Here is a 14,834-nt window from a genome sequence, read left to right on the forward strand (position 1 = left end):
CCATGACTTCCGTTCTCGTCAAAGACCTCACGCTCAAGTTCGGCGCGCTGACCGTGCTCGACACGCTTAACATCGACATCCCCGAAGGTGAATTCCTCGTGCTGCTCGGCGCGTCGGGTTGCGGCAAGTCCACACTGCTGAACTGTATCGCGGGATTGCTGGATGTGACGGATGGTGAAATCCACATCAACGACCAGAACGTCACCTGGGCCGAACCATCCGAGCGGGGGATCGGAATGGTGTTCCAATCCTACGCGCTCTATCCACAAATGACGGTGGCGGGGAACCTGTCCTTTGGCCTCAGGAATGCGCGGATGCCAAAGGACGAAATCGCCGCCCGCGTGGCCCGTGCCGCCGAAGTGCTGCAAATCGAACCTTTGCTGGATCGCAAACCTGCGGCCCTGTCCGGCGGGCAGCGCCAACGGGTGGCCATTGGCCGGGCACTGGTGCGCGACGTCGACGTGTTTCTGTTTGACGAACCGCTGTCGAACCTTGATGCCAAGCTGCGCGCTGACCTGCGGGTCGAGATCAAGCGCCTGCATCACAACCTCAAGAACACCATGATCTACGTCACCCATGATCAGGTCGAAGCGATGACGCTGGCCGACCGCATCGCCATTATGAAAGGCGGTGTGATCCAGCAGCTCGATACACCCACCGAGATCTACAACCGGCCCATCAACAAATACGTGGCCGGGTTCATCGGCTCGCCCGAAATCAACTTCTTTGAGGGGCGCATTGAGGGCGATCATTTCGTGGCCGACGATCTGCACATCCCGCTTGGCGCATACGCGTTTCAAGGCGCGCGTCGGGATGTTATGGCATCCTTTGGCATCCGCCCCGAGCATATTCAATCAGGCGACATGGCCCGTGATCTTCCGTTTTCTCAAGAAGTCGAGATCGAGATTGTGGAGCCTATGGGTTCGGACACCCTGGCCTGGACCACCCTTGCCGGGTGCCCGCTTCGCATTCGCATGGACGGGCAGGCCGCCGTGGCGTCCGGCACGCGCATTCTGATCGGGTTCGACCCCGCCCGCGGCTCCTTTTTTGACGCCGCAAGCGAGTTGAGGCTTTGACATACGATCTTGCGGGTTTTTGGCAGCTGGCCGATGAAACCGGACAGTTCAGCGCGCCCATGGCCGTGCCCGGCGATGGCATTTCGGCGCTGCATGCTGCGGGGTTGATACCTGACCCCTATTTCGGCCGTAACGAATACGATCTGCGCTGGATTGCGGATCGTGACTGGCTGCTAAGTCGGGAGTTTGAAATCACGGATCGCGATCAGGTGTTGCATATCACCATGCTGGATACGGTTGCCGATGTCTCGATCAACGGGCAGGTACTGTTGCGCACCGACAGCATGTTTCGCACCCATCGGGTTGATGTGGCGGATGCGGTGCAGATTGGTACAAATGTCATTACCATTCACTTCCACTCCGCCCCGCGCGAAGCGGTTGCACGCGCGGCCAGACAGCCGTTCCCGGTGCCCTATCAAAAGTCCAACTGCCCAATTCCACACGGCAATATGCTGCGCAAACCGCAATGCGATTTCGGTTGGGACTGGAACATCGCGCTCGCACCCTTCGGGCTTTATGGTGATATCCGGCTTGAGCCTGCGGGCGCGCGCATCGACAGCCTGAGCGTGGATCAGACCCATCGCGATGGGGATGTCACGTTGGCTGTCATCGTGCGGACAAGCGGTGCACAGGACGGGGCCGAGGTCACCTTTGCAATCGCGGATCAGGTGGTGCGCACCACGATCGCCGACAACGCCGCAACCGCAGAGATCACTCTGACCATGCCCGCGCTGTGGTGGCCCGCGGGACATGGCGCGCAGACACTGCATGACCTGCATGTTCGCCTCGCCGATCACAGCATGACCCGCAAAATCGGGTTGCGTCAAATCGATCTGGTCACCACGACGGATGATACCGGAGCCGGGTTCGCCTTCCACGTCAATGGACGGCCCACCTTTATGAAAGGGGCCAACTGGATCCCGGCCGACGCGCTTGGTTCCAACATCACGCCTGAGGTCTGCCGCAACCTGCTGCAATCGGCAAAAGACGCCCACATGAACATGATCCGCATCTGGGGCGGTGGGCGATATGAGCCTGATTGGTTTTATGACATCTGCGACGAGTTGGGGCTGCTGGTGTGGCAGGATTTCATGTTTGCCTGCCACCTTTACCCCTCCACCGATACGTTTTTGGCCAGCATCGACACCGAGGTGCGCGAACAGGTCGCCCGGCTGAACCACCACGCCTGCATCGCGCTGTGGTGCGGGGACAATGAGTTGCTTGGCGCGCTCACCTGGTTCGAAGAAAGCCGGACCAATCGCGACCGATATCTGGTGGCCTATGACCGGCTGAACCGCACGATCGAGACGGCGTTGAAAGCCACCGCCCCCGGTGCAAACTGGTGGCCATCAAGCCCATCGCCGGGGCTGATGAATTTCGGAGATGCCTGGCACGATGACCGCTCGGGCGACATGCATTTCTGGTCGGTCTGGCACGAGGGGTGCGACTTTGATCATTACCGCGATGTGGCCCCCCGTTTTTGTTCGGAATTCGGGTTCCAATCCTATCCGTCCATCGACGTCATTCGAAAATTCGCTGATCCGCTTGATTTCAACATCGCCTCGCCCGTGATGGAGAGCCATCAGAAAAACGCAGGCGGCAATGCGCGGATTGCCGAGACGATGTTTCGGTATTTCCGCTTTCCAAACGATTTCGAAAATTTCGTCTATCTGTCCCAAATCCAGCAGGGCCTTGCCATCAAAACGGCGGTCACCCATTGGCGCAGCCTGAAACCGCATTGCATGGGCACGCTCTATTGGCAGCTCAATGACACATGGCCTGTCTGTTCATGGGCCAGTCTGGATCACGGCGGCGGGTGGAAATTGATGCACCATATGGCGCGCCGGTTTTATGCGCCCGTCTTGGTCAGCGCCGTGCCCGTCACCGACGGTATCGAGTTGCGCGCGATCAATGATCTGGACCATGACGTCATGCTGGCGGTGAAGGTTCGGGCCATATCGATTGATGGGAGCACGCGCCCGCTCGGGCGGCACAGCATGACTGTCGGTCCGGATGCCGCCCAAATGGTGCTGAAGGTTGCATTGGGCGACCTACGCAGCTTTGAAATGATTGAGTTTTCATGGACTGATACCACCACTGGCGACACCGCATCTGACACATTCGCACCCAAACCGTTCAAGGGCTACGACCTGCGCGCGCCCATGATCTCGAGCAGAGCGACCCAAAACGACACAGGCTGGGACGTGACCCTGACCGCTCAGGCCCTCGCGCTCTTTGTCGCTGTCGAAGCGGATCAGCCGGGCCGCTTTTCGGACAATGCCGTGACCCTGTGGCCCGGCCATCCGGTCACCATCCACTTCACGCCCATCGCACCAAGCGACGACCCGGTCTTTACCATCCGCGATCTGCATTCCGCCACATATCCTGCCTGAAAGGTCCTGACATGACTGCATTTTCCTATCAGCTTTATAGCTCCCGCATGTTCCCGCCCCTCGGCGACACGCTGCAAATGCTCGCCGATCTCGGCTACGGCGAGGTCGAAGGGTATGGCGCATTGCTGGATGATCCGGCCATGATCGCAGCCCTAGCAGACGGGCTGAAGGCCACCGGATTGATCATGCCCACCTGCCATGTCGCGCTCACGATGTGCCAACAGGACCCCGCCCGCGTGGTAGAGATCGCAGCGCAACTGGGGATCAAAACGGCTGTCATCCCGTATATTCATCCCGATGATCGCCCGACAGATGCCGCCGGATGGCGCGCCTATGGGACCGGGCTTGAGCAGGTGCAAAAGCGGCTGGCGGAGGCCGGGATCACCCTTGCCTATCACAACCACGACTTTGAATATGCGACGCTGGCAGATGGGACGATGCCCATTGATCTGATCCTTGATGCGGCACCGTCCGTGCATCTGGAATACGATCTGGCGTGGGCCGTGCGCGCAGGCGCTGATCCTGTCGACACGATCACCAGATACGGGGGCCGCATTCTATGCGCCCACCTCAAGGACATCGCACCCAAAGGCGAGGCAGAGGACGAAGATGGCTGGGCCGATGTCGGCCATGGCACCATGGATTGGCCGAACCTGTTCAGTGCGCTCAAAACGGCAGGCACACGCCACTTTATCATGGAACATGACAAACCAAACGATCACCACCGCTTTGCCGCGCGCGCACTCGCCGCTGCCAAACGGTTCTGAAAACAGGAGAACACCCCATGCAAGGCATCGGCATCATCGGTTGCGGCAACATCTCGTCGGCATATTTACGGCTTGCCCCCCTGTTCAAGGGGCTGGAAATACGGGCCGTTGCCGATATCAACACGGACACAGCCCGCGCACGCGCGACCGAGTTCGACGTGCGCGCTGAGACGGTCGACGGACTGCTGAATGCCCCCGATATCGACATCATCGTGAACCTGACAATCCCGAATGCGCATTTCATGGTCACGCGCGAGATTTTGCGCGCGGGCAAGCACGCCTATTGCGAAAAACCCATCGTTTTGTCGCTGGCCGAAGGCGAAGAGCTGCGTGCGCTTGCCACGGCACAAAACCTGCGGATCGGATCGGCCCCCGACACGTTTCTGGGTGGTGCGCATCAGGCCGCACGTGCGGCGATTGATGCAGGTGCCATCGGGCGGGTCATCTCGGGCACGGCACATGTGATGTCCCACGGGCTGGAACACTGGCATCCGAACCCCGATTTTTTCTTTCTGCCGGGGGCTGGGCCGATGCTGGATATCGGTCCCTACTATGTGACCAACCTGGTTCAGCTGATCGGGCCCGTCAAAAAAGTGGCGGCGTTGACCTCGACCCCTCAGACCACCCGCACAATCCTGTCTGAACCGCGCCGTGGCGAACTCATCCCGGTCAAAACACCAACGAACATTCATGCCCTGCTCGAATTCCATTCGGGTGCGACGATCACATTGTCGACCTCATGGGACGTATGGGCGCATCGCCATGGAAACATGGAACTATATGGCGCAGATGGAACAATGTTCCTGCCTGATCCGAACTGGTTTTCCGGCACAGTCGAGGTCGCGGGCAAAGATGGTCAAGCGCATGTGCTTGAACCTGGCGACCACCCCTTTGGTGTTCCAAACCAGCATGATCAGGCCACGCCCAAGGCCAACTACCGCACCGCCGGGTTGGCCGACATGGCAGCGGCCTTGAATGAGGGGCGGGCGCATCGCTGCTCACTTGATCTGGCGATTCATGCGGTTGATGTGATGACATCCGTTCTCAAATCCGGCGAAACCGGCGAAATGGTGACACTGTCGACAACCTGCACGCGCCCCGATCCGCTGCCCGCAGACGCCGCCCGCGCGCTTCTCAAATGAGGCGCACCTGATCGCCGGGCAAAATCCGACCGCCCCTGCGCACTTCGGCGTAGATACCCATATCCGAATGCCCATGATGGGTACGGATCAGACCCGGCACGTCCAGATCACGCATGCCCGTGTCGAGGTTTACCTCGGTGGCGGGGCACCGCTTGGTGCGCTTGACGATCTCGAGGCGCACCTCGCCCACTTCTATCTCGCGCCCGATCCAGTCCAGTTCGGACCACGCCGGCGCGCCTGAAAACACGATATTGCCCCGGAAACGGGCCGGATCAATGGCGTGCCCCACCTGTGTGCCAAACGCCTCGACCGTATCAGCATTGATCAATGACACCGCGTTCATCATCGCCTTGGACACAACCGACACATCCGTGAACTTGTGTGGTGCCGCCGAAACCAGTGTAGGTGTTTCCGCCTCCGGATAGCCAAGGAAAGTGGCAAGGAAATCTGCGACACCCGCCCGACCCGCATCCCCGGTCACATCAAAGGTCCGCACCTCATCCGCAACCGACAAGGTCAGGTACCGTGTGTCCGGATCAAAACGGGCTTTGATCAGGGCCAGCGCCGGATCACGCGCCAAAACAACAAAACGGGATTTCGGCAATGGCTTGGGGTCTTGCGGATCAAACCCACTGTCATGGCGCGCAAACCCATAGGCGCGATCCCCCGGAACGCCTTCGTCCACCGCCAAAGTCAACGCGTCCAAATCATGCGCGCTGAGGCCTTTGACCGGATAGCAAAACAAACCTTCGACACGTGCCGTCATATCCTCTCCGTCCCTGAGATTTCGCATGGCACACATCATCGGTACCGTTCACCACAATAGCCCCACCGCGGCGAATTGGAACCGGCCTGCGCACAATCGGCGCAATGCTTTTTCTCGAAATTCTATCATTTGAAAACAGTGTCTTATAGAAATATCTGATGGTTCTGAGGTACGCACCTCAAATCAACAGTGGACGTGAGGTGCGTACCTCAAATAGCGTTGAAGATGTCACTAAGACGATTCGGCCCATAAAAACCAAACGCCGATTTTTAACTGGGAGGACTACCAATGAAGACTTTGAAACTGGCATCTGTCAGTGCGCTCAGTATCGCCGCTGCATCCCTTGCCAACACCGCACAAGCCGAGGATTTGACGCTGTGCTGGGCCGCTTGGGATCCCGCGAACGCGCTGGTCGAACTCAGCAAGGAATTTGAAACCCAATCCGGCCACACCATGAGCTTTGAGTTCATTCCGTGGCCCAATTTCGCCGACCGGATGCTCAACGAGCTGAACTCGGGCGGCAAACTCTGCGACCTTCTGATCGGCGACAGCCAGTGGATCGGGGGCGGTGCGGAAAACGGTCACTATGTCAAATTGAACGATTTCTTTGACGCAGAGGGCATTTCGATGTCCGACTTTGCGGACGCCACCGTTTATGCCTATTCCACATGGCCCAAAGGCACCGAAAACTACTATGCCCTGCCTGCCATGGGGGATGCGAACGGGTGGTTCTATCGCAAGGACTGGTTCGCACGCGAGGACATTCAGGCCGCCTTCAAAGAGGCCACGGGCCGCGATCTGGCAGAGCCCAAATCGCAGAAAGAACTGCTTGAGATCGCGCAATTCTTCCAGGGCCGCGAGATTGACGGACAAACCGTTTATGGCGCATCGATCTTTACCGAGCGCGGATCCGAAGGGATCACGATGGGGGTCACCTCTGCGCTTTACCCGTGGGGGTTCAAATACGAAAACACGCCCGGCTCGTACGACATGGACGGCGCTGTAAACTCACCTGAAGCGGTCGAAGCACTTGAATTCTATAAGGAGTTCTACGAGACCGCGACACCACCCGGCTACACCAACTCCTACATGGGTGAATCACTGGACGCGTTCAAATCCGGACAGGTCGCCATGGCGATGAACTGGTTTGCGTTCTTCCCCGGCCTTTATGCGGATCCAAACACCGGCGGGGACAAGATCGACTTTTTCGTCAATCCACCCCAAAACGTGGCCGGATCGACCCTTGGCGGTCAGGGGATCAGTGTCGTCGCCTATTCCGACAAGCAGGACGCAGCACTTGAGTACATCAAGTGGTTTGCCAACCCCGAGGTTCAGGCCAAGTGGTGGGATCTGGGCGGCTATTCAGCGCATAACGCAGTGCTGAACGATCCCGGTTTCAAAGACAGCGCGCCTTTTGCGGGTGATTTCCTTGAGGCGATGGGTTCGGTGCAGGATTTTTGGCAGGAACCGGCATACGCCGAACTGCTGCTGGCCATGCAGAAACGGCTGCACGACTATGTGGTGGCCGATCAAGGCACCGCTCAGGACGCACTCGACAAGCTGGTCGAGGACTGGACCGAAGTGTTCGAGGATGAGGGCAAGCTCTGATCCCTCCCCGGGGTGGGCGTAACGCCCACCCTACCCCTCACTTTTCCAAACCGTGCCGGGTGGGTCCAACCACCCCTTTCGAAAGACATGCCCGATGACCGACACGCCCGTCACCCGCGCTGCCTCAGCCACACCGTCCCGTGTCGCACGCAAGATCCGCGGTCTCAGTGACCGGGCGATTGCGTGGATCTTTGTCGGCCCCACCATTTTCCTACTGCTGGCGATCAACATCTTTCCGTTGATCTGGACGATCCGACTGTCCTTCACCAACTTCAAAGCGAACCGGAACCGAGAGATCGAATGGGTGGGTACGCGCAATTATGAACGCATCCTGACCGACAGCGACATCTGGCTGAACATGCAGGCCACCGCGCATTTCCTGTTCTGGACGATCTTCTTTCAGGTGCTGATCGGGTTCACACTGGCCTATCTGATCAACAAGAAATTCAAGGGCAATGACCTGTGGACCACGATCATCGTGCTGCCCATGATGCTCTCGCCCGCAGTGGTCGGAAACTTCTGGAAGTTTCTTTACCAGCCGCAGATCGGCCTGTTCAATTACATCGTTGCCTTCTTTACGGGCAAGGACCCGTCAAGCTTTGAGATGCTCGGCTCCGTCCAGCTGGCCCCATGGTCCATCGTCATCGTGGACACGTGGATGTGGACGCCTTTCGTGATGCTGATCTGTCTGGCCGGGCTGCGCTCCATCCCCGATTACATCTACGAGGCGGCAGAGGTCGATCGCGCTTCCAAGCTGCGGCAGTTCTTTACCATCACCGTTCCGATGGTGCTGCCCTTCCTGATGCTGGCGGTGCTGTTCCGGGGGATCGAAAACTTCAAGATGTTCGACCTCGTGGTGCAGCTGACAGGCGGCGGCCCCGGCTCGACCACTGAACTCACCTCGATCAACCTCAAGCGTGAAGCCTTCGAAAAATGGCGCACAGGCTATGCCAGCGCCTACGCGATCATCCTCTTTGTCACCGTGTTCGGCCTCGCCAGCATCTACGTCAAAGCCCTGAACAAGGTGAAAGAACGATGAGCAACACCCTCCTTCCTTTCGCCCCAAATACCTTCGGGGGGGCGCGTCAGCGCGGGGGGCCGACCGCCCCCCTCCGACCCTCGCAACGAAAGCCCAAACCATGAGCAGCTTTTCCGTCACTGAACCGACGCAGCGCACCAAATGGGTCTCGGGCACGCTCGTGATCGTCTATGCGCTGGTCACGATGCTGCCCTTGGCGTGGATCATGCTGACCGGGTTCAAATCCCCCGCCGATGCGATCAGCTATCCGCCCAAGGTGATCTTTGATCCCACGCTTGAAGGTTACGTGAACCTGTTCACCACCCGTACACGGCAAACGGACGCATTCCTCGCCGCCAACCCGCCCGAGACCTGGTACGAAGAGATCGTGCGCGAATATGACATGGTCATCGCAGGCCCTTCGAAATTCGGCGAACGGTTCCTGAACTCGGTCATTATCGGGTTTGGCTCCACGTTCCTCAGCATCGTTCTGGGCACGCTTGCCGCTTATGCGTTCTCAAGGTTCAAGATTCCGCTCGCGGATGACCTGCTCTTCTTCATTCTCTCCACCCGAATGATGCCCCCCATCGCCGTCGCAATCCCCATTTTCCTGATGTACCGGCAACTGGGCCTGTCGGACACGCATCTGGGCATGATCCTGCTTTACACGGCCGTGAATATCTCGCTCGCTGTCTGGCTGCTCAAGGGGTTTATCGACGAAATCCCCCGCGAATACGAGGAGGCGGCGCTGATCGATGGCTACACAAGGTTTCAGGCGTTCTACAAAGTCGTGCTGCCTCAGGCGGCGACGGGCATCGCCTCGACCGCCATCTTCTGTCTGATCTTTGCCTGGAACGAATATGCCTTTGCCGTGCTCCTAACGTCCGGCACCGCCCAGACTGCACCGCCCTTCATCCCGACCATCATCGGGGTCGGAGGTCTTGACTGGCCCGCAGTCGCGGCCGGCGCCACGATCTTCCTGCTGCCGGTCATGTTCTTCACCATCCTGCTGCGCAAACACCTGCTGCGCGGGATCACATTCGGAGCGGTGCGCAAATGAGCAACTTCTTCTCTGGCCTGCTTGCCCTGAAACGTGGCCCCTGGGAGATGGTGGCAACCATCCTCATCGGTCTGGGGGTGTTCATGCTGATGCAGCCCTTCGTGCTGTGGGCTTACACCTATTCCTTCATCACCACGCTGGTGGGGACCGTGATGTTCATCATCGTCTCCCATTTCAAAGAGTAGCGCCATGGCCCAGATCATCATCAAGAACGTGCGCAAGGAATTCGGTGACTTCACCGCCGTAAAGGAAAGCAGCTTCACCATCGAGGACGGCGAATTCTTCATGCTGCTCGGCCCCTCGGGCTGCGGCAAGACGACGACTTTGCGCATGATTGCGGGCCTCGAACTGCCCACATCCGGCGAAATCTACCTTGATGGTGAGGAGATCAGCCAAAAGCCCCCGAGCCAGCGCGACATCGCCTTCGTCTTCCAGATGTTTGCGCTTTACCCGCATATGAACGTGCGCAAGAACCTCAGCTATCCGCTGGTGAGCCAAGGCATGGCGCGGCGCGATGTGCGGGCCAAGGTGGACGAGGTGGCAGGCATTCTTGGCATCCGTGACATCCTGAACCGGCCCGTCGGTGGGTTGTCGGGTGGGGATCGCCAGCGCGTGGCCCTCGGGCGCGCCATCGTGCGCGATCCCAAAGCCTTTATGATGGATGAACCCCTTGGGGCGCTCGATGCCGAGTTTCGCGAACACATGTCCGAAGAACTGCGCGCCCTGCATGACCGGATGGGGGCGACAACCGTCTACGTGACCCATGACCAGCTTGAGGCGATGCAGATGGGCGACAAGATCGTGGTGATGAACAACGCCGTAGTCGAACAGTTCGGTACGCCACAGGACATCTATGACACGCCCGCGACCATGTTCGTGGCCGATTTCATCGGCTCGCCTTCCATGAACTTCCTCGACTTCAGCGGATCGCTCGCCCCCGGTGCGGGCACCGTCGATCTGGGCGGACAGCACCACGCGGTGCCGACCCAACGCGAAGGCGCATCCGGCGATCTGGTCTTTGGGGTGCGCCCCGAACATGTGAAACTGTCAGATACCGGGGCGTATCGGGGCGAGGTTCTGGCCACCGAATATCTGGGCACGACGCAAATCATCACACTTGATACGCCCAATGGCGAGTTGAAGGCGCGCACCGACAGCGCCCAGATCGCGACCGTTGGCGAAACCGTGGGGCTGAGTTTCGAGGGGCCGAAAATCACGCTGTTCGACAAGGCCAGTGGGCAGGCCCTGCGCTCCGAACTCAACGAAAAGGTGCTGGCCCATGGCTGAGGTTGTCCTGAAATCACTCAGCAAGTCCTTTGGGGACGATGTCGGGGTCGCGGACATCTCGATGACCATTCCCGACGGGGCTTTCGTCGTATTGCTCGGCCCCACTGGGGCGGGAAAGACGACCACATTGCGCCTGATCTCGGGGTTGGAAAAGGCAGATGCGGGCGAGGTGTGGATCGGCGGGCGCAATGTGGCGGACGAGATGCCCGCACAGCGCGATGTGGCGATGGTGTTCCAGCAATACTCGCTCTATCCGCATTTGACAGTGCGCGACAATCTCGCCTTTCCACTGAAATCCCCGATCCTGAACACACCACCGGAAGAGATTGAGCGCAAGGTGAACGAGGTCGCAAATGTGCTCCAGATCAGCCACAAGCTCGACAACAAGGCCACGGCCCTGTCGGGGGGCGAGATGCAGCGGGTATCCATCGGGCGCGCGCTGGTGCGGGACCCGGCGATCTACCTCATGGATGAACCGCTGAGTTCGCTTGACGCCAAACTGCGCACCGACCTGCGGGTCGAGTTGAAACGCATCCATGCGAGCCTTGGCGCGACTCTGCTATACGTGACCCATGACCAGATCGAGGCGATGACCATGGCGACCCATGTGGGTGTGCTCGATCATGGTCGGCTCGTACAATACGGCACGCCCCGCGAAATCTACGAAAACCCCAACTCGCTTTACGTCGCCTCGCGCCTCGGTTTGCCCCGCATCAACGTGCTGCCCGCCGACATCTTCGGCGGCGTACCTGAGGGCACCACGCAGATCGGCCTGCGCCCCGAACATATTGCCCAGGGTGAGGGGCAAGAGGCTGAAGTGCAGCGCGTCGAACATCTGGGTGATCAGAACCGGCTGCACCTGATACTGAAGGGTCACGCGATCACTACGATTGCCGATCCATCGACCGATTATGCGCCCGGCACCATGCTCAAAATCTCACCCCGCAGCCCGCTTTGCTTTGACGCCCAAGGCCACCGCATCCGCTGATATCAGGAGCCCGCCCATGACCCAATTCATCAACGCAAAAGAAACCCTTGTGACCGACGCCATCGATGGGTTGCTGGCCACATCCAGCGGCATGCTGACCCGGCTGGACGGTTATCCCCACATCAAGGTGGTATGTCGCGCGGATTGGGACAAATCACGCGTCGCACTGATTTCGGGGGGCGGATCGGGGCATGAACCGGCCCATGCGGGATTCGTGGGCAAAGGCATGCTGACGGCGGCGGTCTGCGGCGAGGTGTTCGCCTCGCCCTCGGTCGATGCGGTGCTTGCGGGTATCCTCGCGGTCACGGGGCCTGCGGGCTGTTTGCTGATCGTCAAGAACTACACGGGCGACCGGTTGAATTACGGGCTGGCGGCAGAACGGGCGCGGGCCTTCGGGCTGGACGTGTCGATGGTGGTGGTCGATGATGACATCGCCCTGCCCGATCTGCCCCAGGCCCGCGGCGTGGCGGGCACGTTGTTTGTTCACAAGATCGCCGGGTCCATGGCCGAGGACGGGGCCGACCTTGCGGCCATCACCGACGCCGCCAATACCGCGATCAATGGGATGGCGTCCATAGGCACATCTCTCGACACCTGCACCGTGCCCGGCTCGGCCAAGGAGGACCGGATCGCGCCCGGCATGGCCGAACTCGGGCTTGGCATCCACGGCGAGGCAGGCGTGCAACAGGTGGTCTTCAAGGATGCCCGGAATGCAATGGATCTGGTGCTGGAAAAACTTGCCCCCCATATCGGGGACACCCCGCATGTCGCGATCCTCAACAACCTGGGGTCCACCACCCCACTTGAGATGAGTATTCTGGCCCATGCGCTGGCCACCTCGGTGAAAGCCCGGCATATCAAGCACATCATCGGACCTGCACCACTGATGACATCGCTGGACATGCACGGGTTTTCGGTGTCGGTTTTGCCTGTGGATGCCAACACCGTGCCGCATCTGCGTCGGGCCGTGGACCTGCCTGCATGGCCCGGTGTGAAGGATGTGACGCAGGTATCGGTGCGCCCTTTGCCCGATGGGCTGTCCCCGATCCGCCCCGTGCCATCGGAGAAAGCCGAAACCCGCGCGCTGATCGAACGGTGCTGCGATCTTTTGCTGGCTGCCGAAACGGATCTGAACCTGCTGGACGCAAAATCGGGTGATGGGGACACGGGCAGCACGCTCGCCACCGCATCACGTGCGCTCAAAGGGGCGCTGGATCGGCTGCCGCTGGCCGATCCGACGCAACTGTTTCGGGCGGTTGGCAATGAGCTGAGCCAAACCATGGGCGGATCATCAGGCGTGATCATGGCGATCTTTTTCGGGGCGACGGGGGATGCCTGCGCGAGCGGCAAACCCACGACCAAGGCATTGCTGGCCGGCCTTGAGCGGATCACGCAGGTGGGCGGAGCCACCAAGGGCGATCGCACCATGATCGACGCGCTGGAACCTGCATTGAAAGCCCTGCCCGACGGGCTTGATGCGGCGGCGGCGGCGGCGCGCCAAGGGGCGGACGCAACGGCACAAATGGGGCGCGCAAATGCCGGGCGCGCCAGCTACGTGCCATCCGAAAATTTGATCGGTCACAATGATCCCGGTGCCGAAGCGGTTACCCGCCTTTTTGAAGGGTTGGCCAAGCACACGTAACCACGCATAAGGGCGCAATGAAACAAGGACTTACCCCCCACTCCACCCCCACCGTCAACGACATCGCCCGCGTTGCCGAAGTCAGCCTTGCGACCGTGGATCGCGTCCTGAACGCGCGCCCCGGAGTGCGCGAAAAAACCGTGAAAAAAGTCAATCAGGCCATCGCCGAACTGGGCTATGTGCGTGACACGGCAGCAGCCAATCTGGCGCGGGGGCGGGTCTATCGGTTCGTGTTCATCCTGCCCTCCAACAGCAACGAATTTCTGACCTCGCTCGAGGCGCAAATCGAAGCGCTTGGCAACGATATCCGGCGGGACCGCACGCAGCTCAGCTTTGTGCGGGTGGCCGCGTTTGATCCTGTCGCATTGGCGGATGCAATTGCCGCCATTGATGTGACCGCCGTGGACGGGGTGGCCATTTTCGGACCCGAAACCCCATCAGTGCGTGACAGCATCGCCCATCTCAAGGCGCACGGGGTCACCGTCGTGTCGCTGGTCGCTGACATCCCGAGTTCTGATCGCGACCACTATGTCGGCGTGGACAACATCGCCGCGGGGCGCACCGCGGCGCATTTGCTGGGCCGCTTTGTCGGGCCTCAGCGCGGTAAAATTCTGGTCCTGACAGGCTCCATGCTGGCGCGGGATCATCTGGAACGCCGCCTTGGCTTTGACGAGGTAATGGGCCGTGATTTTCCGCATCTCGACATTCTGGCCTCGCTTGAGGGGCGCGATGACCCCGACCTGATCGCCCGACTTATGCCCGGCGCGCTGCACGACAATGCGGGCGTCATCGGCATCTATTCATCCGCTGCCGGCAACGAAGGCTTGCTGCGCTTCCTGAGCACGCAGCAAAACACGTCCCGCCCCGTCGTGGTCGCCCACGAGCTGACACAACTGTCTCGCAATGCCCTGCAAGAGGGGCTTTTCGATGCAGTCATAAGTCAGGACACCGGCCATCTGGTACGCAGTGCCGTGCGCATCATGCGCGCCGAGCGCGACCGCACCCCCATTCACGCCGCCCAGGAGCGCATTCGTATCGACATCTACTTGAAAGAAAACATGCCGCTTTGAGGGCGGTCCAATTCGGG

The 14,834-nt window shown here is 59.9% G+C and carries 13 protein-coding genes; 12 read left to right on the forward strand and 1 reads right to left on the reverse strand.

The window, feature by feature from the left end:
* The first annotated feature begins 2 nt into the window (after positions 1-2).
* Genes Q0859_RS10650 through Q0859_RS10665 form a run of 4 tightly spaced genes read left to right on the forward strand, consistent with a single transcriptional unit; the run spans position 3 to position 5,378 of the window.
* Complete coding sequence (locus Q0859_RS10650; protein ID WP_299150818.1) at positions 3-1,076, forward strand: ABC transporter ATP-binding protein; 1,074 nt, start codon at positions 3-5, stop codon at positions 1,074-1,076.
* On the forward strand, positions 1,073-3,469 hold the full coding sequence (locus Q0859_RS10655) for a glycoside hydrolase family 2 protein (RefSeq protein WP_299150821.1): 2,397 nt from the start codon (positions 1,073-1,075) through the stop codon (positions 3,467-3,469). Before Q0859_RS10650 ends, Q0859_RS10655 begins: the two co-directional genes overlap by 4 nt.
* A gap of 11 nt (positions 3,470-3,480) precedes the next feature.
* A complete protein-coding gene (locus Q0859_RS10660; RefSeq protein ID WP_299150824.1) occupies positions 3,481-4,236 on the forward strand; it encodes a sugar phosphate isomerase/epimerase in 756 nt (251 codons plus the stop codon).
* A gap of 17 nt (positions 4,237-4,253) precedes the next feature.
* Positions 4,254-5,378 carry a Gfo/Idh/MocA family oxidoreductase gene (locus Q0859_RS10665; protein ID WP_299150826.1) on the forward strand — a complete coding sequence of 375 codons (1,125 nt, stop codon included), beginning with the start codon at positions 4,254-4,256 and terminating at the stop codon, positions 5,376-5,378.
* On the opposite strand, the gene Q0859_RS10670 is transcribed toward Q0859_RS10665, so the two are convergent.
* Entirely contained in the window at positions 5,371-6,144 is a 774-nt protein-coding gene (locus Q0859_RS10670; protein ID WP_299150828.1) for an MOSC domain-containing protein, read from the reverse strand. The two genes, Q0859_RS10665 and Q0859_RS10670, sit on opposite strands and share 8 nt — an antisense overlap.
* 288 nt (positions 6,145-6,432) lie before the next feature.
* On the opposite strand from Q0859_RS10670, the gene Q0859_RS10675 reads away from it, so the two are divergent.
* The 8 genes from Q0859_RS10675 (at position 6,433) to Q0859_RS10710 (ending at position 14,817) form a co-directional block, all read left to right on the forward strand.
* Positions 6,433-7,752, forward strand: a complete 1,320-nt coding sequence (locus tag Q0859_RS10675) for an extracellular solute-binding protein (protein WP_299150831.1) — start codon at positions 6,433-6,435, stop codon at positions 7,750-7,752.
* 94 nt (positions 7,753-7,846) lie between these two features.
* Positions 7,847-8,791: a sugar ABC transporter permease gene (locus Q0859_RS10680; RefSeq protein ID WP_299150835.1), complete on the forward strand. Its 945-nt coding sequence runs from the start codon at positions 7,847-7,849 to the stop codon at positions 8,789-8,791.
* Between the two features lie 100 nt (positions 8,792-8,891).
* On the forward strand, positions 8,892-9,830 hold the full coding sequence (locus Q0859_RS10685; protein ID WP_299150838.1) for a carbohydrate ABC transporter permease: 939 nt from the start codon (positions 8,892-8,894) through the stop codon (positions 9,828-9,830).
* The gene (locus Q0859_RS10690; protein ID WP_299150841.1) at positions 9,827-10,015 is read left to right on the forward strand and encodes a hypothetical protein; all 189 of its coding nucleotides are present in this window, start codon (positions 9,827-9,829) and stop codon (positions 10,013-10,015) included. The genes Q0859_RS10685 and Q0859_RS10690 overlap by 4 nt, the downstream gene beginning before the upstream one ends.
* Positions 10,016-10,019: 4 nt before the next feature.
* Complete coding sequence (locus Q0859_RS10695; protein WP_299150843.1) at positions 10,020-11,117, forward strand: ABC transporter ATP-binding protein; 1,098 nt, start codon at positions 10,020-10,022, stop codon at positions 11,115-11,117.
* Complete coding sequence (locus tag Q0859_RS10700; protein WP_299150846.1) at positions 11,110-12,105, forward strand: ABC transporter ATP-binding protein; 996 nt, start codon at positions 11,110-11,112, stop codon at positions 12,103-12,105. The genes Q0859_RS10695 and Q0859_RS10700 overlap by 8 nt, the downstream gene beginning before the upstream one ends.
* A 16-nt stretch (positions 12,106-12,121) precedes the next feature.
* Positions 12,122-13,747 (forward strand): dihydroxyacetone kinase subunit DhaK, encoded by a 1,626-nt coding sequence (locus tag Q0859_RS10705; RefSeq protein ID WP_299150849.1) that lies wholly within the window; start codon positions 12,122-12,124, stop codon positions 13,745-13,747.
* A 17-nt stretch (positions 13,748-13,764) separates the two neighbouring features.
* Positions 13,765-14,817, forward strand: coding sequence for a LacI family DNA-binding transcriptional regulator (locus Q0859_RS10710; protein ID WP_299150851.1), 1,053 nt, complete (start codon positions 13,765-13,767; stop codon positions 14,815-14,817).
* The last annotated feature ends 17 nt before the right edge of the window (positions 14,818-14,834 follow it).

This window comes from uncultured Tateyamaria sp. (genome assembly GCF_947497045.1).
In the GTDB taxonomy this organism is placed as follows: Bacteria; Pseudomonadota; Alphaproteobacteria; order Rhodobacterales; family Rhodobacteraceae; genus Tateyamaria.